Below are 23,370 nucleotides of genomic sequence, written 5' to 3' on the forward strand. Positions count from 1 at the left end.
GCCTTATCTTCGTTTCCTGTTTTTCGCTTTCAATAATTGATTCATACGGTCTTCTGAAACTTTTGTTTCTTTATGAGTCTGTTCTTTTTCTTTTGGTGGCTTAAATTCTTTAAGCTTTTCAATTTTCGGCTCTTCCCTATTTGCAGTCTGTTTAGCTTTAGATTTTACCGTTTTTCTTTGAATTATTGGTGCCTTCCACTTTTTATCTACTTCTGCCTTTTCCTCCTTCTTCTTGTTCCAGAAGACGAGTGGACTCAAACCAAACCTTCTTATGAAAATCTCGAAAATCAGTAAGAAGAAAGCAATAATGATAAAAGGGAGCCAGACCGTTTGAGACTGATAGACATTCTTATGGTACGGACGGAACACTTCCTTAGGATCTTTTAACACCTTACCATGCTGATTAGCTGTAATGGTTTCTAGTAAATCCATATTAACCGGCCTTTGTTCAAACTCTGTTGAAAAAGGTACAACCATACCACTTGTAAACGTTGAAACAACCTCTCCTTCCTCTTCTTGTGTGATATTGAGGAAGTAGATGTCTGGGATGGCTGAAAATTCGATTTCATATTGGCCAGGTCCCACCATCTTACTTTTAGCGTCTTCTATAATTTGCCCTTTATTATTTGAGATTGAAATAGAAACTGGTATTAATTTGTCATTTATTGCCTCCACTTGTATGGAGGCCCTTCCACCATTTACAGATGAAGAGATGTCATATGCCCCCTGCTCATAGGATGGCAAGGACCATGTCACCATTTCGTTCCAGAAAGCCGTCCATTCTTCCCAAGATGGAAATCCTCCACTCCAAGAACCCGAAACATCTGATGTCCAAGCGATTGTTCTCCCAAGACCGTAATTCATTCGACCGAGGATGGGATCCTCTTTTTCACTGGCAATGATCTGCTCAGCCCGCGATTTCAACGTGGTTGCTATATAAGTATTGAGAAATGGTGTGCCATTTTCGAACCTTTTGGACCAATCGTATCCGGCAAAAACGGTCGGTACATGTGGATTATCTTCGATATATGTTTTTGTAGTGAGTGCGGTTTCTCTTGAAAGAATGCTTGGAACAGAGCTTGCTTCATACACTTCATAAAATCTGCCTGTTCCCATTTCTGCCAATTCTTCCAGCAAGGAAGTATCAGCATCCCCACCAATTGCCACAGTGGATAAAGTAACATTGTTCGTTAAACCTTCCTCGATGATTTCCTCATAAGGTCCATCATGTGATTGTCCGTCCGTTAAGAGGATAATATGCTTTCTTTTCAGCTCCATTTCGTTCAACTGCTCATAAGCTTGATTAAGTGCAGGAAAAATATCTGTTCCACCGCCCAAAGCTGTTGAGCGAATCGTTTCAATGACCTCCTCTTTATTCTTAATCGGTTCCGTCTCCACCACTGTCCAAGGCTCTGTATCAAAGGCAATAAAACCAAATGTATCCTCATCCTTTAATAGTTCCACGGACCTCGCAGCTGCTTCTTTAGCCAATTCAAATTTTTCCCCCATCATACTTCCCGAACGGTCCAGGACAATGATTAATCCAAGTGAAGGTATTTCCTTCTTTCCTTTCACATCCATATCCACCGGAAGGATCTTCTCTATTGGGGTTTGGAAATAACCACCAAGGCCATATGATTCATTGCCGCCTGTCATCATAAAGCCGACGCCAAAGTCCCTGACCGCTGTTTCAATTAGTTCCATTTGTGGTCCACTTAAAAGATGACCTGAAACATTATGAAAAATGATGCTCTCATAGGCCAAAAATCCACTAAGTGTCGTCGGCAACAGGCTTGGATGTATGCGATCCACCTTCCAGCCGCTTGCATCCAACGCACGCAACACATTATCACCCTCACCATCTTGGTCCACCATAAGAACTTTAGGTTGACCAGAAACCTGTGTTAAAGAATGAGAGATGTTATTTTCTACAATTTTATCTTGATTCGGGAAAATTTCTGCCTTGAACGTGTACAAACCTGGGTCTGCTAGGGGAATGGAATAGGAATAGTTATTCGTCCCTTTTGACACGACAATTTCTTCTTTAATCACGGTTTCGTTATTCTGCGTGATATGCAAAGTGGCAGTTGTGTCCACATTAGCCTCTAAACCGATTTGAAATGGGACCGCCTCTCCTTTAAAGCTTGATTGCGGGGTATGGAAAGCTTGTAAGGATACATCCTCCACAAAGGGTGGTTGGAAAGCCATTGCATCCAATTCTAAATTTCTCCCCGAATAGAATGTGGATTGTTTGGCACTGTTCCCGTTTGTTTCTATTCCATCGGTCAATAAAACTATTCTGCCTTTACGATCTTCTGGAATATAATTTGCTGCAAACTTCAAGCCCTCTTCCAGATTAGTGAACTGTGGATTATCATTTATGGAAATTTGCTGAACGGTCTCTTGCTGATTAGTAAAAGATCGTTCCAATTTAGGCTTTTCCGAAAAAGTGACTATGCTATAACTGTCCTCTTCTTTCTTTTGTTTGATCGCCTCATTAATGGAGGATAGGATTTCGCTTTCCACCCTTTTAACACTATCTGACTGATCGACAAGGAAAACGGTATGTGTACCTTTTACAGGGGAAAGGAGAGAGGGCATGCATAGTCCAAGTATAAGCATTAAATAGATGATGCTTCGCAAGGAGAAAATGACATACTCTTTTTTCTGTTTCTTTTTCTTTTTACGCCAGAACAGGACCAGGCTGTATATTACCGGGATAAGAAATAAAAGCATGAGAGGGTGTTCAATTTGAAATTCCACGTCTATAAACCTCCCATTCTACCAAAAGTACGATAAGAGCAAGTATTAGAAACAAAAAAGAAATGTCCTTGCTAGTTGTTGTATCCTCTCCTTGTTCTATAGAAGGAACCGCCGATATTGTAAAGCTATCTTCTGTTTGGATCGACTTTTCCTCATCCTCTAGCATAATATAAAAGCTCTTCATTGCCTCTGTTTGGTCCTTTATCTCCCTGAGTGTGTACAATCCTGGTTTTAAGGGAAGGTCAATCGGCTGATCAAATGCTTCTGATGAGAAGACAACCTTATCATTCTTATCAACGATTTCCGCCTTTTTTACATCGGAAGCCGGGAAATAGTCCATGGCCTGACCTGGATAAAAGTAACCCAACATACTGCGATTCTGGGTCAATTCCTGTATCGAATGGAACATAAATAAGGGAAAGCCTGGATGGAGCGGCCAGTCACTGGAACCAAGTTCAAATGTCACCACAATAAGTGGATCACCCTCATATATTCCCGATAGGATCAGTGGAGTTCCCCCTCGGCTTGCCACCACATCCAAGGAAGAAAATTCCTCTGATGAAAAACTCTTTTCCACATATACCTTGTCCATTTCAACTGATTGCATCAACGGATTGGACATATTCGCTGTTACCTCACCTAAAAGATCCACCTGTTTTTCCCCATCTTCCCCGGTCAAAAACACAAGCTTTGGGCCAGATGGCCAGTCGCTTCTTGATTCCCCTTGAATAAGATGAACGCCTTCATAACTATTACCTTCATCTGGCCCAGAAGACAGATGAATGACGTTGGTGCTAGCAATTTCAACGGCTTTTCTTGCAAAGGGATGTATGTCCTTATGGACATATACCGTAGGGTCTTGTTGTTGCCCAAGAAAAGCGACCTGCTCATTATCCAACAGGTAATGATTGTCTCCACTAACTATAGCTTTATAGCTTGTCGCTATTGGGAGCTTATCAAGGTAAATGGTTTTAATCTTGTTGCCTTCGACCGTCTCAGAAAATTGTTGTATTATATCATCCTGATCGTCATATATGTTTAGTTTTATGTCCCTTGATTCTTTCCCTTCATTCTTTACGTTAACTACTCCGATTACATAATCTTCACGTAGTGCAACCCCAAACGTTTCCACTGCCAGATTCATATGGGGACTACCTATATTATGGGCAAAAAAAGCTGTGTTGGGATGAAACTCTAAAGTATTGTCCTTGGAAAAATTATCGGTCATAAGTTGTATGTTTCCTTTTTCATCCCCCAGTAGGCTTTTGGCCATATTGATGGAATCTATCAAGTTAGGAGAAGCGTAAGACGTTTCTAACCCTTCCAAAAGTTGTAACACTTGCTTTTTCGAGGTGGACCTTTCTATTAGAATTTCTGGAGGTTCCTTTGCCACAATAACGGTCAAGTCTTGATTATCAACTTTATCCAGTGTTTCAACCATTTTCTCTTTGGCCAATACCAGTCGAGATTTCTCCCCTTCCAAGGCGGTCATGGAACCAGATGTATCCATAATGAAAATGATATGATCTCCCTCTATGCCTTCCTTGTCAAAGAACGGCTGCGTTAAAGTGAAAATAAGGAACAATAGTGCCAGTAGCTGTAGGTATAAAAGGAGATGGTGCTGCAATTTCCTCCACCAAGCCTGGGCTTCGAATTCGTTCATCCATTCCTGCCACAATAAGACTGAAGGGATTGCTTTCTTTTCATATTGCTTCCGAAAAAAATACATCAAGATAACTAAAAGTAAAAATGCACTGAACATAAAATAAATTGGTGCCGTAAAACCCATTCCCATCACCTAATCCAACCTTTAGAGGTCATCCTTTTGAATAAAATGTCTTCCACTTTCTCTCCTGTACTGCACACTAGATAGGAGATTCCCCTTTCAAAACAGAAACCCTCTAGCATCTCCATCCTTTGTTTCATTTTTTCTTTATAATTCTTTCTAGTAAAATCGGAAACTGTCACATTCACTTCCTGATTAGTTTCGCTGTCAATCAGCATAAAGTCCCCATCAAAGCTTGGACTTAATTCATCCTCTTCCAAGACTTGCAACAGAAAGATTTGCTGTCGGTTGGCTTGGATGATTTTTAACGTGTGTATAACCGAGTCAATGGGTTCCATTAAGTCACTGATGACAATCGATACACTGCTTTTTCTTTGGACATGTTCTAAAGTGGCTTCTGAGAATAATAGGTATGATTTCTTTGCTTTTATCTCCTCTACGTATTGCAGCATCTGAAAGAGATGTCCTTTTCCTTTTCGATATAAGTAAGGTGCCTGCTCTCCATGCACATCAATGATCGATATTCGGTCATCCTGGCTTAGTCCTAAATAAGCAAATGAAGCTGCAAGTGTTTTGGCAAGTTTCCATTTTTCAGGAGAACTGGCCATGGAGTTGGTACAATCCAGATAAATGGATGCAGACAACTCCTGTTCATCTAGATACCGTTTAATATAATGCTTTTGGGTGCGGGCAAATATGTTCCAATCCACTTGCCTTAAGTCGTCTCCCTGCTCATACATCCGGTAGTCGGAAAAGTCATGGGAGGCACCATACCTTGTCGACTTCCTGGTTCCTTTATGCCAGCTTCTCTTGAGCTTGCCTGCTTGAAGTGTATAGGTTTGGAGCTGCTTGGTTAGCATAGAATTCAACATAGCATCTACCTTGTGTTCAACGCTTTATCAGTGTGTTGGATCACATCTTCTAGAATAATATCTTCCTTTATTCCAGAAGCTTCCCCTTCGAAATTCCTAAACAGCCTGTGTCGAAGGACTGGTATGGCAGCATGCTTGATATCACCTTTTGAGACATGAAAGCGCCCTGAGCAGAATGCCCTTGCTTTTGCCACCTTTATTAAACTTTGGACTCCACGTGGACCTACACCGTATCGGACATACTTCTTAACGAGCTCACTTGCATGTTCTTCTTCTGGATGGGTTGCCATGATGAGATGAACCGTATAGTCTAGCAACTCCTGTGAAACAAGAATTTCCTTTACTGCCAATTGGATTTTTTGCATCTTCTCCGTATTTAAGAGCTTTTGAACATGATAGGTTTCCGTTCCAGTCGTTCTTTTAATAATTTCATATAATTCTTCCTTTTTCGGATAGCCCATGTTAATTTTCAACAGAAAACGGTCCATCTGTGCTTCCGGAAGCGGATAGGTCCCTTCCATATCAATTGGATTCTGTGTTGCAAGTACAAAGAATGGAGATGAAACATTTCTCGTTTCCCCCATGATGGTAACCGTCTTCTCTGCCATCGCTTCTAAAAGGGAACTCTGTGTTTTTGGTGTTGCACGGTTTATTTCATCCGCTAGAACTATATTTGAAAAAATTGGCCCTTCATGGAACACGAAGGATTGCTTCCCGTTATCATGTATCTCAATCATTTTGGTACCGGTAATATCGGAAGGCATCAAGTCAGGAGTAAACTGAATCCTTGAAAATTCAAAGCTTAAAACTTCTGATATGGTGCGGATAAGCATGGTTTTCCCCACACCAGGCATCCCTTCAAGCAATGCATGGCCGTCTGAAACCATGGCCCAAATCACTTGTTCAATCACTCCTTCCTGTCCAACAATAACTTTTCCGATTTCCTGTTTCACTTCTTGCAATGTATCTTGATAGTATTTCAGTTCCTTTTCTTTCTCTTCCAAACTGATCACTTAATCTGCTCCCTTCGGATCCACTTCACTAAAATATTGTTTGACGATGTTCTCTAATCGAGATGGCAATTGCATTCTATCCAAGGATTCCCTGTAGGATTTTTCATAGGAAGAAAACACTTCTCCGTAAGGTCTTGCTTCCCCTCTTAGTGTTGGGGAGTCGGGAGCATCTTCATATTCAGATTGCCCTTCCCCGGTAGGGCCGCCGTCCGTTTCATTCCGGATGTCACTTTGAAGGTTGGATGGAACGGTAAAGGTCTGATCCCCTACCCCAACACCTGCACCGAGACCGCTTCCACCTTGGCCCTGACCTTGGCCCTGACCTTGACCTTGGCCTTGACCCTGGCCTTGACCCTGGCCTTGACCTTGACCCTGGCCTTGACCCTGACCTTGGCCCTGGCCTTGGCCTTGACCTTGGCCTTGACCTTGGCCTTGACCTTGGCCTTGACCTTGGCCTTGACCTTGGCCTTGACCTTGGCCTTGACCTTGGCCCTGGGCGGTTTGATTGGAAGAAGGTTCGTTTGAATTAGATAACGTCAGTTTAGAGGGGTTCATGCCAGCCTGTGACATTTTACCGTATTGGTTTGTGGCAGCTGATTGGAGTGCATTCTTTAATGCCTCCATATCTGAAAGTGCCGCGATATCCTGAAGCATTTCCTCAAGTTGTTCCAGTAAAGCCTCCAATTCCTCATCGGACATTTCATTCAAATTTATTTCTTCTTGATCGAGAAGACTTTTTGAAAGCTCAGAAAGCTCTTCTTTTTCCTCATCGGCCAATGAGCCAATTTTATTTCTCATTTCTTTCATAAGCTTTTCAAGTTCTTCATTTTTACGCTTCAAGGCAAGGTTTGCCATAGAGTTTTCTGGTTGATCTTTTGCCAATTCTTTTAGAGCAGATTCTTTTTCTTGAAGCTCTTTCAGCTTTTCGTCCAACCTGTTCTCTTTTTCCATAAGCTCCTTCAGCAATTCATCTGCCTCTTTATTCTCTTGTAACCTCTTAAGGTCTTCCAGCTCTTCTTTCAAGCCCTGTTTCTCCTGGAGGTCCTTTGTATCTTTTTTCACTTCTTTTAAGGTCTCTTCCACAAGCTCCCTTTCCACTTCTACCGCTTGGGCTTCCTGCATCTTGCTATTTGGGAACAGGATTAACAGGACAGCTACACTTGTCGTTAAGAATGTAAGTACGAGAAGTCTAGGTAAAAGATGTCTAAGCTTTGCTTCTTTTATTTGATGCTCCTTTTTCCTCAAATGCTTAAGTGCCTCATTACGCTGTAATTGTGCAAGCAAGGAAGAATCCTTTACGTAATCGAGTGAGGTGGTGAGTCTGTCTTCTTCTAAGTATTGATCGGAAAATCTTGCTGCATCCCAAGTAGACGGCCTGTTTTTCCAATAGAGTGCGATGACGGCTATAAACATTGCTATTCCTATCCACACAGCCTTTTCAAGCATATACGGAGTTACTACAAACCTCGCTACTATAAGTACGCTTAAAAAGCTCGCACAAAATGCAAACAAAGCGTATTGCGCATGTTTGGATAGCCTTTGTACCCTTAGTTTCCTTCTGATGGAGTGAAGAAATCTAACAATTTGATCGTTTTCTTTCATATTCATCTACCCTTTACGTGATTTCATATTGGGGCGTAACTTTCTTATACTAAGCAAAATTAAGCTGATGGAAATAATGATATACGTACAAACCAGTCCAATACCTAAGTGTGTTTCAATCCCTGTGAGAGTTTTCAGTTCCATTGCCGCTGCAGGTTCAAACAGGGCCAACATGACACCAAATGGATTAAACATAGCGATAAAATATGGAATTGGATTGGTCTGAGGGCCAGTTGCTCCGTATTGTGAAAAGCTTATCGTGAACATGGTGATGATGGCAGTACCTGCTGCAAGAAAAAATGCTACTCCATACGTACATACCATCGCAACGATTGTTTTTCTGATCAGTGTGGAGAAGAAAACACCGATACTTCCAAGTGTAGCCATCGAAAGGAGATAAACTCCAAATGTCATAAGCAAAAGCTTTGGAGAGATACCCCCAAACAAGAACACAATGCTATATAATGGCAAGCTTGAGATGACAATCAATAATAAAAATGAAAGAGACGAGACCAGCTTGCTTACAATGATACTTGTGGAAGTCTGCTGGGTAGTCAACAAAATATTCAAGGTTTGCTTTTCTCTTTCACTACTGATGATTCCAGCTGTGAGCCCTGGGGTCATAAAGAATATTAAGGCAAGCTGTACAAATGCCAAGATCATGAACATATTTCTACTATTTTCTGCCCGGAACATCCCCATGGTGTTGTAACGGGTTTCCATATAGATATAAAACAATGCAATCAAGCCAAGTACTCCAAGGTAGAAGAGAATCCCAAGAAAGCTTTTGAAACTTCTGAAACGTAGCTTGAATTCCTTATTTAACATGGGGTTGATTAATTGCGCCTTCATTATTCCACACCCTTTGTAATTTCTAAGAAGATGTCTTCAAGGTTCGATTCTTCCTGGCTAAGGCTTAAAATCATGACCCCTGAATCCAATGCTTTCTTTAGTAAAGCTACTTGCTCTTCATCCGACCCCTCAAAGGAGAAAGAAATCAAGTTCTCTCTTTGCTCACTAACCTGGATATTTGAGATGCTTGGTATATCCTCGAAGTAACGAATTGCTTTTTCTAGGTCTTGAAGAATCAAGACCTTTAATACTTTATTTGCCTGCAACTGTTGATGGATTTCTTCCACCCGTCCAGTAGCGACAAGCTTCCCACCATTGATGACACCAATTTCATCACACATCTCAGCAAGTTCTGGCAGTATGTGAGAAGAAATCATGATCGTTTTACCCATGCTCTTCAGTTCTCTTAATATTTCCCTCATTTCGATTCTTGCCCTTGGATCCAGGCCGGATGCCGGCTCATCCAGAATCAAGACTTCCGGATCGTGAATCAATGCCCTTGCTAGGCATAAGCGTTGCTTCATCCCCCTTGATAAAACATCCACATAGGCATCTTTTTTATCTGTCAGGTTCACAAGCTCCAGAAGTTGTGGAATTAGCTTCTGTCTTTCCTGTAATGGAATACCGTAGCTTGCGCCATAGAAATCCAAATATTCATCTGTTTTAAATTGGTCATATACACCGAAGAAGTCTGGCATATATCCAATGAATTTACGAACCATCTTAGGATTTTGGGTAACATCATACCCATTTACAAAAGCGGTACCGGATGTTGGCGCGAGCAAGGTGGACAGGATGGAGAATGTAGTAGATTTTCCTGCTCCATTATGACCGACAAACCCAAAAACAGTTCCTTTTTCAACCTTCAAATTCAAGGAATCCAATGCTGTGAATTTCCCATATTTTTTTGTAAGATTAATGGTTTCTATCATTCTTTTAACTCTCCCTCTATCTGGATTCCCGGCACTTGAATATCGCTATCCATATTATCTAATACTTTTACGGTCACGACTAAGGTCCCCTGCTCGCTAATATAATCTGCAAGATTCCCCTCTAACGTTATGGAAGCTTTATTCTCCAGTAGCTCCAGTTCTCCCTTTTTCTGATTGAGGATATAATACTCCTGATTGCTGTTTCTAGTACGTAATTTAACTTTCACTTCATTGATTGTATCCGTTGATCGATCTATCATCTCTGGCAGGTTATAGGTAAAATCATATGTCCCCGGGGCTAAGTATACATAGGGCTCGCCGAAATCGAGTCCGTTGTGATGAATCATGCCTGAAGCACTTTCTGAGACTGCTAAACTTGGTAAAAGATGTTCTTCTGTAAAGCTGAAGCTTCCTCCACCGGCGTTGTTAATCTCAATAGGAAGCACTACCAGGTTGGAGGCATTGGATTTTGCTGACTTCCCATCCACTTTCGCTTCCATCAAACCTTCTGTTACGTATCCCACGATAATTGGTTGATCTTCCATTAGAAAAATGTCTTTGCGATTTAATAAAAGATCCAACATCTGAAATCTCTTATACTCTTCCAGTTCATGTTTTTCTATCTGATTCGTTCCTGGACCATGATGATAATAGCTTGTGAAATTCGGAAATGCTTTTGACGCAGACGCATTATTAGGGGAAGTTATAGCATTAGCAATATTCCCACCTGATAATTCATACTCAACATTTATCGTTTCTCCTGCCTTGATATCACCAAGTGGTTCGGCATTTCTTCCTGATAATAGAAACGCATCTTTAAGTTCATATTTCATCTGATTAGATACCATCCCGGATACCTTTCCATTGTTCACGGACACCTCATACTCTATTTTACCTACCTGCATGTCTGATACATTACCAAGACTTGTACGGGTAGACCAATATTCCACATCATTGAACGTTATATTCGTCCCTTTGGATGTGGAATTAATAAATGCATACTTTCTCATGATGTCAAAATTATCATTATATCCATACATCACCGGAAAGAGTGTAGCGTGATTGTTCGTTTCCATCTTATAGTCGCCACCACTGTTAGTTAATATGCTAGCGACTCCATAGCCACTGACAGTTTCCGTTTGATTATCCAGCATCAGAATACTTGCTTCATTCACTTGTGTTCCGGAAATTCTGTCCTTTGCACCGATTCCAAATATCGCAATGCTCGTGAAAATGGCAGCTGCGGGAATGATCCACCAAGCTTGCTCTCGCTTGTCGGTCCTTTTCAGGATAAAATAAAGAACAGGTATCAATAGAATCAGATAGATGATAAATGCACCAATCAACAACGGCACCGAAACAATGGATCCAGGGAACGCTTCTCCAATTGGGCTGAGTTGATGCGACAGTTCCTCCATAGCAGGAGCCTTGTAATAGTTCGGTGTTTTCGTCGTAGCCTTCTGAAGCACACTTGACCACCATGTATTACCCTCTTGCCATTCCCCCCATAACGGAGAAGATAAATTACCAGTTATCTGCGTTACAGTTCCAGTCCCCACTTTGGAAAGTAGGGTAATCGGAATATCTTTATCCTTTGTGATCGCCACAGCATTTTCTTGTAATAAATCCCCAGTAAAAATCGAAAAATCTGGAAAACTACTTTCTTGGTTCAATTTAGAGATGGTGGTTTCGTTCTTAGGTGCCAACAAAAGTAAATCTTGAAGTTCCCCAAGATCCTGGGCTATTCCAACTTTCGTATCATACATTAATGATCCGCCATTGTGGACCCAATCCTTTATTGCCTGTTGCTGCACAGAGGTCAAAGTCGACAATGGAAAATCATGTACCAATATTACATCAAACATCTCAAGGCCAAATGACTCATTTGAAATATTTTCGTTATCTATGTTTAAAAGCTCCATACTTTCAGATTGATATTTAAATAGTTTCAAAAAGTTCACGGCGTCATGGTTGTTACTCAGAACTCCCAGTACTACACGGTTGTCACCAATATATCTAGGTTGCGAATTGGCATTACCCGAAAGCTTGATTTCTTTGCCTTTATCTACGCCACCTTCAAAGAAACTGACAAAATTATTTCTGGTACCTGAGTAACCACCATAAGTATAATGGTCGGAAGTCCCTTTAACTGAAAGCTCTACCGTTTTTGAGGCTCCTGCTTCCAATTCAATGGGAATGACATAACTTCCAGCCATATTATATGTAGGACTTGAAAAAACAACAATATCCCCTTTTATTGCGTCACCCTTGTTCATCACTTCAATTCTGATTGGATGACCCTTCCCCATTTGGACTTTATTGTCCACTCCATATTCTACTTTTACTTCTAGATTTGCTGCTGCTTCTGTTAAAGTCGGAAACATGAATAGACTCAAACAAACCAGCAACAAGCAGTATTTCCATATCGCCTTTGCTCTCACTTTTTCTTCCCCCTATGTGTATACTGTCTCTCTTTTTATCTAACTATATCTAAGACGTACACCCACAGGAAAAAGTTTCAAGTGCAATAAAAAAAGGGAGCTTTTTTCTCCCTTTAGTCCATTACACCTGTTCGTAGAATCTCCACATCAAGTTTTATATCATAATCAGCCTGTTTATATAAATCTCTCCATTTTTTTTTACTAAACGCCTTATATCCTACTTCTGCACGATAAATATTCCCAAAGCCAACTGGATCCGCCCCTAGATCCCTGCTTTGAATGATTACTTCCTTGAGTTTCTTCTCCATCTCCAAACTTATTGCCTCTTCTAATTTTTTTAGTGCTTCAGGGTTTCCTAAGTCGTAATCCACCGTTATTTCTTGCATCCTCGTTACAACTTTGGCGTTTATTTTAAATGAGGGCCTTTCTTTTCCTAATAGCTTTATATGTGTCTTACTTCTAAGTTGGTCTAAAGAAACATATATTTCATCTTCGGTCTTATTGTTTTTACTCATTATATGCTTTTCAACCTGTTCTTTTGGTAGTACTATTTCTACACTTCCCGCCTCAAAATGGCCCAGCAGTAATTTTAAATAGAATGCAGATTTTGTATCTATCTCTCCTATTACCTGGTCATCCTTAAAAAGTGCCATCCCATCAATTACAATGGTGTCTTCCGTAAAATTAAGCAATGGGAGAACCGGATCACGACCCTCGCTGTAATAGCACTGCATAAATTCATGTAAGGTAGGCGAAATCAGAGAATCTGCCTCCACATTTTGTCCTATAAGATTATAAAGATATGTACCAGCATTTGTGATATCACTTGACTGTTGCGAAAGGGATAGAAGATCATGAGCAGGTATGTTGCTTACAGCTAAATATGACATTGTTCCCACCTCTGCGTCACGGGAAAGTGTATCAATGACGGAAATGATACCTTCTTCGGCAAGTTCCCTCCCATAGATAGCCACCCTCAACTGACCGGAAACGAGCTTCCTGCTTGACGAAAGGTTCTCCTTGTGGCGGATGCCTTTACTTGTATTAGCCAAAGAAGTGACCATTTTAGTGTTATTTGGATGGAGGGGGTCAAATTCATAATAAACAATCGAGCCCATCAACTTATCTTCGACTTGATCATACCCAACTGCAGTTATAAGACCTAATTCTTCCAATTGCTTTTGTGAGGCACATCCACAAAGAAGGATAATGGTTATACTCCATACAATATATTTCATGCATTCCCACTCCTTGTTTTAAGGCGGTTCCTGATGAAGACGATTACGCAAAGAATTGGCGTATATAAGAATATGGCATATAATCCATACCAACCCACCATATCTACCAGTTCATTAATATTAGCTCTTTTTTTAAAGAAGAAACTACAGCTAAAAACCAAACCACTGATGAAAAGCACAAAAAACTTTTGTTTAAGATGAAAGATCCTCTTTAGACCTTTTGATGCAGCCCATAACATAAACAATGTATTGGGGAGGATAATGACCAACCATAAGGAAACCGCCAGAAATTCAAATCTTTCCAAGTTAGGAAACTGCACAATTTTAAATAATGATAAAGTGGCCCAGATAGTCTTCTCTAATTGCTCTCCACTATAATAACCAATCGCAACAAAAGTTACGGCAAAGAGAAGCAAAAATGTAAAAAACACCCCAAATTGAGCATAAAATTGAACTTTCTCCTTATTTCTTATGTAAGGATAGGTAAAATACAGCATTTCAAGTCCAAGTACTGTAAAGGAAGTTTTTAATGCCCCATTTAAAAGTTCGTTCGGTGTAGCCTCCATTACAGGAAGAAAGTTGCTCCAATCCATGTACCGAACAGGGACCACAAGCATGAGCACTAGCCATATAGTCAGAAAAAAACCCAAAAAACTTACTCCGACAATTGTTCTAATTCCTCCAAATACACCATAGATGGAAATCAACAGAAGGAGTGATATGATTGCCCATGTTTCCAAGTCCGGAAAAACCCAAGCTTGAACAATTTCTGTATAATTCAAAAGGATGGACAACAAACCCCCGATTATATAAACAATAATAATCAGGTTTAAAAACGTTCCGATTATTTTCCCGAATATTTCATTGTGTATCTGAAACAGATCCATGTCATTAAAAGAATGCAAGATATAGCACATTGCTGAAACGACAAGTGCCATTCCAAAATAGCTAATGAGGATAGAAATCCAAGCATCCTGCTTGGATTCCATAAAAATGATACGCTGCACACCCGCTATTCCCACACCGGTCTGATTCGTGTGAACAATGAAAAATACCAAAAAAGCAGAAAACATCATTTTTTTATTTATGTGGTCTTTCATGGATCCCACCTTATTCATCTATGTCTTTTGTTGCGCTTTTCTTAATTAAAAAAAAGCTTTCCTTCTTAGGATTCGACCTGATTAAGTTCACTGGCACACGTAATATGGTGTTTGCAGCATTCTTAAGATCCAATGGATAGACAGGTTGCAAATAAGGTTTCCCGACACTCGTTAGTCGGATTAAATGAATGAGAAGAAAACAAAGCCCAAAACTTATACCAACCCCACCCCAGATACCTGCAAGGATTAGTATCGGAAAACGGGTAATCCTTACTGCTGTCCCCATCAGATAGCTCGGAGCCGTAAAAGAACCAAGGGCACTTAATGCAACGACAATGATTAGGATATTGCTGGTGAATCCTGCTTCGACTGCAGCTTGTCCCAAGACAATACCTCCAACTATACCCATTGTCTGACCGACCTTTGTAGGTAGCCTTGCTCCAGCTTCGCGCAGTAATTCAATCATCACTTCAAGCAACAAAGCTTCTAAGATGGGGGTAAATGGCACTTTTGAACGTGATTCCCCAAGTGACACCAATAATGTAGAAGGTATCATCTCATAATGATAAGTGATGATGGCAACATAGGCAGGGGTTAGGATAACAGACAGAAACATGGTTACATACCGTAAAAATCTTATAAAGCTTCCCATATTCCAACGCATATAAACGTCTTCTGTGGATTCAAAAAAGTTAAAAAGGGATGCGGGTCCCAATAGAACCATAGGGCTTCTATCTACAAAAACGGCAACCATTCCCCTTTCCACACTGTAGGTCACCCTATCTGGGAGTTCTGTTTGAACAAATTGAGGAAAGATAGAATAGCTGTTATCTTCTATCAGTTGCGCCAATACAGAAGTATCCAAGATATCGTCCACCTCAAGAGAATTAATCTTTTCCTTGATTGATTGGACTATTTCCTTGTCTGCCATTTCTTTCAAGTAGACAACCCTAATCTCGGTTTCATTTCTTTTGCCGACACCCAGCTTGTCTGTGCAAAGATCCTCTGATAAGATATTTTGCCTTATGATACTTATATTAGTACTAAGGGATTCTGTAAAAGAAATCTTCGGTCCGAAGACAAGCGATTCTGTTTCCGCCTTTTCGAGGCTCCGTTCCACTTTCTTTGCCACATCTATTAGAATGCCCTTTTCGGCACCTGGGCTGAATATAAACAAATGGCCATCTAGGAGGTTATTTACTATTTCACTTTTTTCATTCGTCAAAACCGATTGTGTAGAAGGTAGTTTATAAATAAATTCATCCAGTAGTATGATTTCCTCTTCAGGATACTCGAGAAATGCAGATAAAATGGAAGTATTCAATGTTTGGAAGTCCACGAGGTTCTTCAAGTAAATAAAAAGAAAAGGAGACTCCTTTCTCTTCAATTCGTAAAAGTGAAGATCTGGACTATTCTGGAAGGTTTTAATAAGGTAGTCTTTAAGCTCTTCTATATTATAGGTGGAAAGACTTTTTTCCTTCACCACCAACACCCTTCCATTTTCCGCCATTAAGTAGTAGGGTGACCAATCTTACGTATTTTATGAATGGTTGTGAAGCAAAATTAAAGCCCTTCTCTATAAGTTCTGATTATTGTTTTTGACAAGTTCCTCGGTCAACACTTCCATGACACGGTTAATAAATGCAGTGTAGTTGAATTTCATGGCTATTCTATGGATTGGATACTCCGCCAATTGTACAAAATTCCGAAAATCTCCGATGGTTTGACCGAATGCAGCACCACCCGAAGTTACAATTCTTACCGGTTTTATTTCATACTGTATTTCTTCCTCATTAAATACTCCCCATAGAGTTACCACATCATGTAATGGCGCTCCTGGTATGGTCGGTATCTGCGATTTATAAAATTGCCAATAATAATCCATCATCGGTTTGATGATCATTCCTAAGGGATTATTTTTTTCTCTATTAATTTTATCGATATAATTAACCATGTCTGTTGTTAAAATAGCTTGCTGTGTTACATTTAGAGGAAAGATAGTCAGTTTTTGTGCATAATTGAACACAATATTTGCCGCATACGGGTCCCCAAAAATGTTCGCTTCTGCAACTGGTGTTACGTTCCCTGGAAAATTGAACGTACCACCCATGACGAAAATCTCTTTTACCTTTGCAACCGTCTCAGGATAGAGGATGAAGGAGGTTGCCAGTGATGTCAATCTACCTACACATACAATAGTTATTTCACCTTCATATTTTTCTATAAGGTCATAGATCTGATGGAAGTTTTCAAAGACATTATCCGCCTCTTCAAAGTCCTCCGCTAGTACATAGCCCCCAAACCCTTCCGGCCCATGAACCTCAGGATAATAGATTGGCGGATCACCTATCATAGACCTTTCCGCTCCACCAATAAGTGGAATATCATACCTTCCTGTATTTCTCTGAATATAACGGGCATTCCTTATCGCGGTTCTTTTATCTACATTTCCATATTCTGCGACAACTCCAACAATATCCACATTCTTTTCATTGTACGCATAAATGATAGCCATTATATCGTCTATCCCGAAGTCAGCAAACAAAAGGATTTTTCTAGTCATTTACATCCAACCTTCTTTCCGTACTACAATTTTTGATTCACGTTAGACAAACCAAGACAAACATACAGGCAAGTACGTAAACAAACGAATAGTCTAATATTGATTAATAGGATAGGAGGAAGGAAATATGTCACAAATTTATCATCAATGTTGCCGCTATCAGGGACAAATGGTAACAGTCAGATGTCGGGACGGCGCTTCTCATCACGGGAGAATCGTAAGAGTATCACCTAGTCATGTTTACATCCAACCAACAGGGAGAAATAGGTTTGGTGGATTTGGAATGGGATATTGGGGTGGTAGATATTACGGTGGTTACGGATACAACCCAGTAGCAGTTCCTCTAGCATTTGTCACCGGTGTCGTTTTAGGAGGACTTTTATTCTGGTAAGACCTTCACACTCTTGCCGGTAAATTGTCGATGTTACGGCTCTTTACCGGTGTATTTTCGATTCTTGTTCACAATAGTGTTAAAACGATTTTGCATCCATATGTTATATTATATAGGTACAGTTTATGTGAACGAGGTGTTAAATATGAAAAGATTGGCAATTACACTAAGCTGCATCATGGTATTCACTGTGGGATGCTCCAGTACACAAACAGAAGATAAGCATGCAAGTAATGCCGAACAACATAAACATCATGAAAAACCTTCATTCTTTCAAGGGGATATCCGAGAAGAGACAGCATCTGTCGATGAACTGCCCTCCTTCTTATCGGACAAGCCAGAGGATATGCAACTGATCTATACAGCTGCGGCAAAGCATAAAGAAGTACTCGATCATATACCTTGCTATTGTGGGTGTGGTACATCCGCCGGCCATAAAAGCAGTTATGACTGCTTTGTATATGAAAATAGAGAAGATGGTTCGTTAGTATGGGATGATCATGGCACCAAATGTGGTGTATGCTTGGAAATTGCGGCAACTTCTGTAATGGAATACAGTAAAGGGAAAAGTGTAAAGGAGATCAGGGATATGATTGATAATGCTTATAAAGAAGGATTCTCCACACCGACTCCCACCCCCGAACCACCAAAAGGAAGTTAAATAAACCTATATTAATGCATAGTTAAAAACAAAAGCCTTTCCATTTAACCGGAAAGGCTTTTGCTTGGGCTATTTTTTTCTATTCTACGTAGTACATAAATGCCAATGCACCAGGACCTGTATGGGTGGATATTACAGGAGTGGTGTATGATATCTGAATATCTTTAAATCCTGAAACCTCATACAAGGAATGCTTCAACGCTTCCGCCTGTTTAAGGGAACCAGCGTGTGCTATCCCGACACCTTTTACTATTTTACCTTCAATGTCTTCTTTAAATTGCTTGGTATAAAACTTGATTACTTGTGAATAGCTTCTAGCCTTCGTAACAGGTGTGTATACCCCATCAGCCAACGAAGCAATTGGTTTGATGTTCAATAAAGAACCGATAAGAGCTTTCCCTCTTCCAATTCTTCCTCCCTTAACCAAATTATCCAACGTGTCGACCATTATGAATAGATCCGTGTTCGAACGGATCTGATCAAGCTTGCTCAAAATCTCCTGCATTGATTTTCCTTCTTTGGCCATTTTGGCCGCAGCAACAACCTGAAAAGATAGGGCAAAGGAAATGAACCGTGAATCGATTACGGTAACATCGGCGTCACTTATGCTTGCAGCACTTTCGGCAGAACCAACTGTTCCACTCATACCACCGGTCATATGTATAGAAAGAATTTTGCTACCATCCTCGCCCAGGCGGTTGTAGACATCAACAAAGGTACCCACAGCAGGCTGGGAACTTTTCGGCAACTCAACGGAATCCTTCATCTTGTCCATAAATTCATCCGGCTTTATTCCAAATCTATCTATGTAGGATTCTCCATCAATTGTAATGGATAACGGCACTATTTCAATTTCTAATTCATCAATTATGGACTGATCAATATCAATGGTTGAGTCGGTCACTACTTTAACATTTTTCATCAAATTCACTTCCCCAATTATATCCTTATGTAGTATTATACCTTCCTAGCATGGATGTTGAAACCTAATCAGTACAACTTCCATGTAAAGTAGCACTATTTTCATTAACTTGACACAAAACAAAAAAAAATACAGGGTCACCGCCCTGTATTAATATTATCACATATACCAATCTTTAAGCATTATTTTTTAAAATATCTGTTTTTACGACATCACAGTAAACTGGCCACTTCAATACTGTGCGTAAATATTCTTTGAAGGAATAGATTTGCTTTGGATCTGTTTCAGATAGGATGATCCTTACAAATGCTTCCAGTCTGACCCGAACCAAAAAATGATATGTGCTATCGTCCTCCAATACTGGAATTTCAATGACTTTTACCTTCTGTCCCTCTTCAACCGTGAACTCTAGGCTTTTCCATAGCAAAATATCAATCCTCTTTTTTCACCCGTTTACCATTATTATACCCTAAATTTTCACAGAAGTGTCAAGATTCATTAGACAAAATGAAACATTTTTAGACTTTTTGTAAACATTCTGGCCCATTGTTCTTCGGTGAGTTTACAATCGATGATACTTCGTATGCCTGCATGTTGCTCTCTTCATAAGGCTGTAAAAAGGAAGTCAAAACTTTTACATCTTGCTCTTGTCTGGATAGCCAAGTTTGTTCGTGTTCCTTTTTTACAATGACCGGCATCCTGTCGTGAACACCTTTGACAAGTCTGTTTGGCTTGGTTGTAATTAGCGTACAACTTACCACTTCTTCCTCGCCATGCACCCAGCGATCCCATAATCCTGCAAAAGCGAATGGCTCTTCATACTTTAAGGTAAACCTCACTGGCTGCTTATCTCGGCCAATCTTTTTCCATTCAAAAAAGCCGTCTGCAGGTATTAAGCATCTTCTTCTTTCCAGTAACCTGCTAAAGCTTACTTTCTCATGAAGCGTTTCCGAGCGCGCGTTAATCATTTTATAGCCGTTTTTCCTATCTTTAGCAAAGCTTGGCACCAGCCCCCAGTGAAGATAACCGGCCCTATTTTTGGTGGATCCTTCTATAATGGTCAGTATTTGTTGTCCAGGTGCTATGTTGTAGCTGATTTGATAATTCAGGTCCTTTGCATTCTCCAGAAAGAAGCGTTCTTCCAATTTATGAAGCTCCGTGGTCAAGGAAAATCTTCCACACATGCCTAGTCTCCTCCAATATAAGATAATACCATTGTACTATAAGGAAAGACCGCTACAAAAGTAGCGGCCTTCATCTTTATAAGTATCGTTTTATTTTGCTCTGGATTTCCATGCCAAGTTGATTTCCATCAACCTTTTCACCTTCTGGCAAGAAAATCGGATCATGGACAGTCACCTTTACACGGGCTGGTTGAAAACCGAATTTACTTTCTTCCATGATTCTGTAAGATCCTGAAATGGAAATGGGAACAACCGGTACTTTGCTGTCAGTTGCCAGGCGGAGTCCACCTTTTTTGAATTCTCCCATTTCGTCCCCCTTACTTCTTGTCCCTTCTGGAAATATGACGAGAGAATGCCCATTTTTTAAGGTTTGTACCCCTTCCCTAATGGACTGAATTGCCTTTCTTCTATCCTTACGATCGATGAAAACACAATTCATTGCTTCCATCCACCTTGGAACTAACGGAATCTTTTTCACTTCTACTTTTGAAATAAATCCTAAAGGTTTTTGAAGAAAACCGATAAGGATCGGGACATCAAAATTCCCTTGATGATTACTTACAAACAGAACCGGCCCATGCGGTATTTTCTCCTGTCCAATCACCTCAATTTCCGATCCTGTAAGCTTAACCAATGTTTTGGCCCAATGTTTTGGTTTTTGATGAATAATTGTATCTTTTTCCTCCACTGTCATGGCAGGATCCAATTTTTGCACCTTTTTGATTGTCGGCAAACTATATATGAGATAGCCAAAAAAGTAAACAAACCACCAAATCGTACGTAACATTTCTTTCTCTCCCTAAATAACACAACCATTTTTTGCTCAAATGCAGTATTACTTTAATCTCTTATATTTCCTAAAATAGTAATCATATGGATTTTTTTCATCCTTCATACCTTTTTCTTCGAATATTAAGTCCCATTCCCTCTCATCAAGGGTCGGAAAATAGGTGTCACCCTCAAATTCTTCATCGATATAGGTTAAGTACAAGAGATCCGCAAACGGTAGTGCTTCCTTGAAAATATGTGCACCACCAATGATAAAGAGCTCTTTATTGTCTTCTTCCATCGATTTAACTTCTTCCAATGAATGGAGTGTTTCACATCCTTCTGCGAAAAAATCCTTTCTTGAAAGAATGATATTCCTTCTATTTGGAAGCGGTTTTCCGATGGATTCATACGTTTTTCTTCCCATCACAATGGTACTACCACTTGTAACCTTTTTAAAGTAAGCCAAATCTGCGGGGATTCTCCACGGAAGATCGTTATCTTTTCCGATAAGGTGATTTCTGTCCATTGCGACAATAATGGAAATCATACACTTACGACTCCTTTGATATGCGGATGCGCATCATAATCGACAAGTGTAAAATCTTCGAATTTGAAATCAAAAATAGACGTTACTTCTTTATTCAGTTCCATTTTCGGTAATTTTTTCGGTTCCCTTTGCAGTTGTAGCTTTACTTGATCTATATGATTTGAATAGATATGTGCATCTCCTAATGTATGAATGAAGTCACCCGGCTCCAGTTCACATACCTGGGCCACCATCAACGTCAACAAGGCATAAGAAGCTATATTAAATGGAACACCTAAAAATACATCCGCAGACCTTTGGTATAGTTGACAGGAGAGTTTTCCATCCGCAACATAAAATTGGAACATAGTATGACAAGGTGGGAGCGCCATAGAATCGACATTCGCAACATTCCATGCTGAAACAATCAATCTTCTGGAATCGGGATTACGCTTTATCTGATCGATCAGATTGGTTATTTGGTCAATATATTCACCGTCCGGAGTCGGCCAAGACCTCCATTGATAGCCATAGACTGGCCCAAGCTCTCCGTTTTCATCTGCCCATTCATTCCATATTCTAACACCGTTTTCTTGCAAGTACTTTACATTCGTATCCCCGGCCAAGAACCAGAGCAATTCATGAATAATTGATTTGAGATGTAATTTCTTTGTTGTTACAACAGGAAATCCTTCCTGTAGATTGTATCTCATCTGATAGCCAAATGTACTGATGGTACCTGTACCTGTTCTGTCTTCTTTCTTTGTTCCATTATGTAGTACGTGTTCGCATAAATCCAAATACTGTTTCATTTCCTTCACCTCATCAACGGTCATTTTTCCTTTCTACATTCTAACATAAAAAAGAAGAGGCAAGTCGCAAATTTTATTACATTTATGGAAAGGAAAAAAGCACTCCCAATTTAGGAATGCTCCATTTAATACTTTTTACCGAAGAAATCTCTTGTTAGTGACATTTTTTCCATATTTTCAAAGAACAAGAATGTTTGTGGGGCCTGCTTTGCCAGTTCAAGCCGTGAAACTTCATTTAAATAATACATGGCAAACGTCTCTGCGAAATACTCTTCAGGAAAGGTCTGGAAGTAGCTCCTGTTTGGAAATATGGAAGTAACCTCTTTTTTCCATGCTTCTTGGAAGGCTTGGTTATGACGGACATTTCCAAGTACATAACGGTCAATGGAATGTGCCAATTCATGTAGTTCAAGGTTAACGGAACCATGCCCCATTCCGTTATTACTATGTCCGATTTTTGCCAATACCAACTTCGATCCGCCTATTCCAGGCACATCTTCCCAGTTGGACCCATTCATACTATAGCCTCTAGGTTTAATCCCTTGCAAATGCTCAAACCCCTCCACTTCTGTCAGTTTTCCATTAAACAAGTAGAGGTGGACATTCTGCTGTACCAATACATTAAGGATATTTGGAGATATGTTTGCCACATGTTGAATCATTAATGCAGCATCTTTTTCCGAAAAGTCCCTAGTAGGAAGGTAGATTAATTGATTCATCGCTTCCCTATTTGGAATATCGTGAAGAAAACCATCCATTTGGGGAGAGTCGTAGTATTTAAGTTGGATGGCATCCAGACTTGCATATGCTTTCCAGTATATCGGAATAATTGTAAATACGATTAATAACATAATTGCCAGAATACGCCGCTTCATCTTTACTCTCCTTCTCATGGTGTCAGTACAAGGTGATAACCACTTGTTTCATTATCTGAAAATTCA

General features: G+C 40.1%; 21 protein-coding genes. 2 read left to right on the forward strand and 19 right to left on the reverse strand.

Translation table 11 applies throughout. The features are described from left to right. Positions 1-3: 3 nt before the first annotated feature. From MKY77_RS13470 to MKY77_RS13525, 12 genes are all read right to left on the reverse strand, one after another. Positions 4-2,763 (reverse strand): VWA domain-containing protein, encoded by a 2,760-nt coding sequence (locus MKY77_RS13470; protein ID WP_339146387.1) that lies wholly within the window; start codon positions 2,761-2,763, stop codon positions 4-6. After that, positions 2,747-4,558, reverse strand: a complete 1,812-nt coding sequence (locus tag MKY77_RS13475; RefSeq protein WP_339146388.1) for a VWA domain-containing protein — start codon at positions 4,556-4,558, stop codon at positions 2,747-2,749. The genes MKY77_RS13470 and MKY77_RS13475 overlap by 17 nt, the downstream gene beginning before the upstream one ends. Further along, positions 4,558-5,421 (reverse strand): DUF58 domain-containing protein, encoded by an 864-nt coding sequence (locus MKY77_RS13480; RefSeq protein ID WP_339146389.1) that lies wholly within the window; start codon positions 5,419-5,421, stop codon positions 4,558-4,560. Before MKY77_RS13480 ends, MKY77_RS13475 begins: the two co-directional genes overlap by 1 nt. 5 nt (positions 5,422-5,426) lie before the next feature. Then, positions 5,427-6,434 carry a MoxR family ATPase gene (locus MKY77_RS13485; RefSeq protein ID WP_339146390.1) on the reverse strand — a complete coding sequence of 336 codons (1,008 nt, stop codon included), beginning with the start codon at positions 6,432-6,434 and terminating at the stop codon, positions 5,427-5,429. Continuing rightward, positions 6,435-8,042, reverse strand: a complete 1,608-nt coding sequence (locus tag MKY77_RS13490) for a hypothetical protein (protein WP_342515356.1) — start codon at positions 8,040-8,042, stop codon at positions 6,435-6,437. It lies immediately after the preceding gene. Further along, on the reverse strand, positions 8,043-8,888 hold the full coding sequence (locus MKY77_RS13495; RefSeq protein ID WP_339146392.1) for an ABC transporter permease subunit: 846 nt from the start codon (positions 8,886-8,888) through the stop codon (positions 8,043-8,045). It abuts the gene before it with no gap. Further along, the gene (locus MKY77_RS13500) at positions 8,888-9,820 is read right to left on the reverse strand and encodes an ABC transporter ATP-binding protein (RefSeq protein ID WP_339146393.1); all 933 of its coding nucleotides are present in this window, start codon (positions 9,818-9,820) and stop codon (positions 8,888-8,890) included. Before MKY77_RS13500 ends, MKY77_RS13495 begins: the two co-directional genes overlap by 1 nt. Beyond that, complete coding sequence (locus MKY77_RS13505) at positions 9,817-12,261, reverse strand: hypothetical protein (RefSeq protein ID WP_339146394.1); 2,445 nt, start codon at positions 12,259-12,261, stop codon at positions 9,817-9,819. Before MKY77_RS13505 ends, MKY77_RS13500 begins: the two co-directional genes overlap by 4 nt. A gap of 113 nt (positions 12,262-12,374) precedes the next feature. Further along, on the reverse strand, positions 12,375-13,499 hold the full coding sequence (locus MKY77_RS13510; protein ID WP_339146395.1) for a Ger(x)C family spore germination protein: 1,125 nt from the start codon (positions 13,497-13,499) through the stop codon (positions 12,375-12,377). Then, a complete protein-coding gene (locus MKY77_RS13515) occupies positions 13,496-14,599 on the reverse strand; it encodes a GerAB/ArcD/ProY family transporter (RefSeq protein ID WP_339146396.1) in 1,104 nt (367 codons plus the stop codon). Before MKY77_RS13515 ends, MKY77_RS13510 begins: the two co-directional genes overlap by 4 nt. Positions 14,600-14,609: 10 nt before the next feature. Beyond that, positions 14,610-16,109: a spore germination protein gene (locus MKY77_RS13520; protein WP_342515357.1), complete on the reverse strand. Its 1,500-nt coding sequence runs from the start codon at positions 16,107-16,109 to the stop codon at positions 14,610-14,612. A 66-nt stretch (positions 16,110-16,175) separates the two neighbouring features. Beyond that, entirely contained in the window at positions 16,176-17,162 is a 987-nt protein-coding gene (locus MKY77_RS13525) for a nucleoside hydrolase (protein ID WP_339146398.1), read from the reverse strand. Positions 17,163-17,289: 127 nt separating this feature from the next. Between MKY77_RS13525 and MKY77_RS13530 the strand changes: the two genes are divergently transcribed. Then, positions 17,290-17,553 carry a hypothetical protein gene (locus MKY77_RS13530; protein WP_237662513.1) on the forward strand — a complete coding sequence of 88 codons (264 nt, stop codon included), beginning with the start codon at positions 17,290-17,292 and terminating at the stop codon, positions 17,551-17,553. 145 nt (positions 17,554-17,698) lie between these two features. Next, positions 17,699-18,214 carry a PCYCGC motif-containing (lipo)protein gene (locus tag MKY77_RS13535; protein WP_339146399.1) on the forward strand — a complete coding sequence of 172 codons (516 nt, stop codon included), beginning with the start codon at positions 17,699-17,701 and terminating at the stop codon, positions 18,212-18,214. A 79-nt stretch (positions 18,215-18,293) separates the two neighbouring features. Here the strand turns inward: MKY77_RS13535 and MKY77_RS13540 are convergent, their stop codons facing one another. The 7 genes from MKY77_RS13540 to MKY77_RS13570 all read right to left on the reverse strand — a co-directional run bounded on the left by MKY77_RS13540 (position 18,294) and on the right by MKY77_RS13570 (position 23,304). Continuing rightward, positions 18,294-19,136, reverse strand: a complete 843-nt coding sequence (locus MKY77_RS13540; RefSeq protein ID WP_339146400.1) for a DegV family protein — start codon at positions 19,134-19,136, stop codon at positions 18,294-18,296. Between the two features lie 175 nt (positions 19,137-19,311). After that, positions 19,312-19,563 carry a DUF2535 family protein gene (locus MKY77_RS13545; RefSeq protein WP_339146401.1) on the reverse strand — a complete coding sequence of 84 codons (252 nt, stop codon included), beginning with the start codon at positions 19,561-19,563 and terminating at the stop codon, positions 19,312-19,314. A 91-nt stretch (positions 19,564-19,654) separates the two neighbouring features. Further along, entirely contained in the window at positions 19,655-20,320 is a 666-nt protein-coding gene (locus MKY77_RS13550) for an SOS response-associated peptidase (RefSeq protein WP_339146402.1), read from the reverse strand. Positions 20,321-20,396: 76 nt separating this feature from the next. After that, a complete protein-coding gene (locus tag MKY77_RS13555) occupies positions 20,397-21,107 on the reverse strand; it encodes a lysophospholipid acyltransferase family protein (protein WP_339146403.1) in 711 nt (236 codons plus the stop codon). A gap of 48 nt (positions 21,108-21,155) precedes the next feature. Next, a complete protein-coding gene (locus MKY77_RS13560) occupies positions 21,156-21,638 on the reverse strand; it encodes a dihydrofolate reductase (RefSeq protein WP_339146404.1) in 483 nt (160 codons plus the stop codon). Continuing rightward, entirely contained in the window at positions 21,635-22,429 is a 795-nt protein-coding gene (locus MKY77_RS13565) for a thymidylate synthase (protein WP_339146405.1), read from the reverse strand. The genes MKY77_RS13560 and MKY77_RS13565 overlap by 4 nt, the downstream gene beginning before the upstream one ends. 125 nt (positions 22,430-22,554) lie before the next feature. After that, complete coding sequence (locus MKY77_RS13570; RefSeq protein ID WP_339146406.1) at positions 22,555-23,304, reverse strand: toxin; 750 nt, start codon at positions 23,302-23,304, stop codon at positions 22,555-22,557. Positions 23,305-23,370 lie beyond the last annotated feature (66 nt).

Source organism: Sutcliffiella sp. FSL R7-0096 (genome assembly GCF_038595065.1).
Classification (GTDB): Bacteria; Bacillota; Bacilli; order Bacillales; family Bacillaceae_I; genus Sutcliffiella_A.

What these genes read in the sequence shown, in the direction of transcription:
- MKY77_RS13565 (WP_339146405.1), bottom strand. Translation starts at nt 22,429, where the DNA reads ATGAAACAGTATTTGGATTTATGCGAACACGTACTACATAATGGAACA.
- MKY77_RS13535 (WP_339146399.1), top strand. Translation starts at nt 17,699, where the DNA reads ATGAAAAGATTGGCAATTACACTAAGCTGCATCATGGTATTCACTGTG.
- MKY77_RS13500 (WP_339146393.1), bottom strand. Translation starts at nt 9,820, where the DNA reads ATGATAGAAACCATTAATCTTACAAAAAAATATGGGAAATTCACAGCA.
- MKY77_RS13555 (WP_339146403.1), bottom strand. Translation starts at nt 21,107, where the DNA reads ATGTTACGTACGATTTGGTGGTTTGTTTACTTTTTTGGCTATCTCATA.
- MKY77_RS13515 (WP_339146396.1), bottom strand. Translation starts at nt 14,599, where the DNA reads ATGAAAGACCACATAAATAAAAAAATGATGTTTTCTGCTTTTTTGGTA.
- MKY77_RS13560 (WP_339146404.1), bottom strand. Translation starts at nt 21,638, where the DNA reads ATGATTTCCATTATTGTCGCAATGGACAGAAATCACCTTATCGGAAAA.
- MKY77_RS13475 (WP_339146388.1), bottom strand. Translation starts at nt 4,558, where the DNA reads ATGGGAATGGGTTTTACGGCACCAATTTATTTTATGTTCAGTGCATTT.
- MKY77_RS13570 (WP_339146406.1), bottom strand. Translation starts at nt 23,304, where the DNA reads ATGAAGCGGCGTATTCTGGCAATTATGTTATTAATCGTATTTACAATT.
- MKY77_RS13510 (WP_339146395.1), bottom strand. Translation starts at nt 13,499, where the DNA reads ATGAAATATATTGTATGGAGTATAACCATTATCCTTCTTTGTGGATGT.
- MKY77_RS13540 (WP_339146400.1), bottom strand. Translation starts at nt 19,136, where the DNA reads ATGAAAAATGTTAAAGTAGTGACCGACTCAACCATTGATATTGATCAG.
- MKY77_RS13490 (WP_342515356.1), bottom strand. Translation starts at nt 8,042, where the DNA reads ATGAATATGAAAGAAAACGATCAAATTGTTAGATTTCTTCACTCCATC.
- MKY77_RS13525 (WP_339146398.1), bottom strand. Translation starts at nt 17,162, where the DNA reads ATGACTAGAAAAATCCTTTTGTTTGCTGACTTCGGGATAGACGATATA.
- MKY77_RS13495 (WP_339146392.1), bottom strand. Translation starts at nt 8,888, where the DNA reads ATGAAGGCGCAATTAATCAACCCCATGTTAAATAAGGAATTCAAGCTA.
- MKY77_RS13480 (WP_339146389.1), bottom strand. Translation starts at nt 5,421, where the DNA reads ATGTTGAATTCTATGCTAACCAAGCAGCTCCAAACCTATACACTTCAA.
- MKY77_RS13520 (WP_342515357.1), bottom strand. Translation starts at nt 16,109, where the DNA reads ATGGCGGAAAATGGAAGGGTGTTGGTGGTGAAGGAAAAAAGTCTTTCC.
- MKY77_RS13530 (WP_237662513.1), top strand. Translation starts at nt 17,290, where the DNA reads ATGTCACAAATTTATCATCAATGTTGCCGCTATCAGGGACAAATGGTA.
- MKY77_RS13550 (WP_339146402.1), bottom strand. Translation starts at nt 20,320, where the DNA reads ATGTGTGGAAGATTTTCCTTGACCACGGAGCTTCATAAATTGGAAGAA.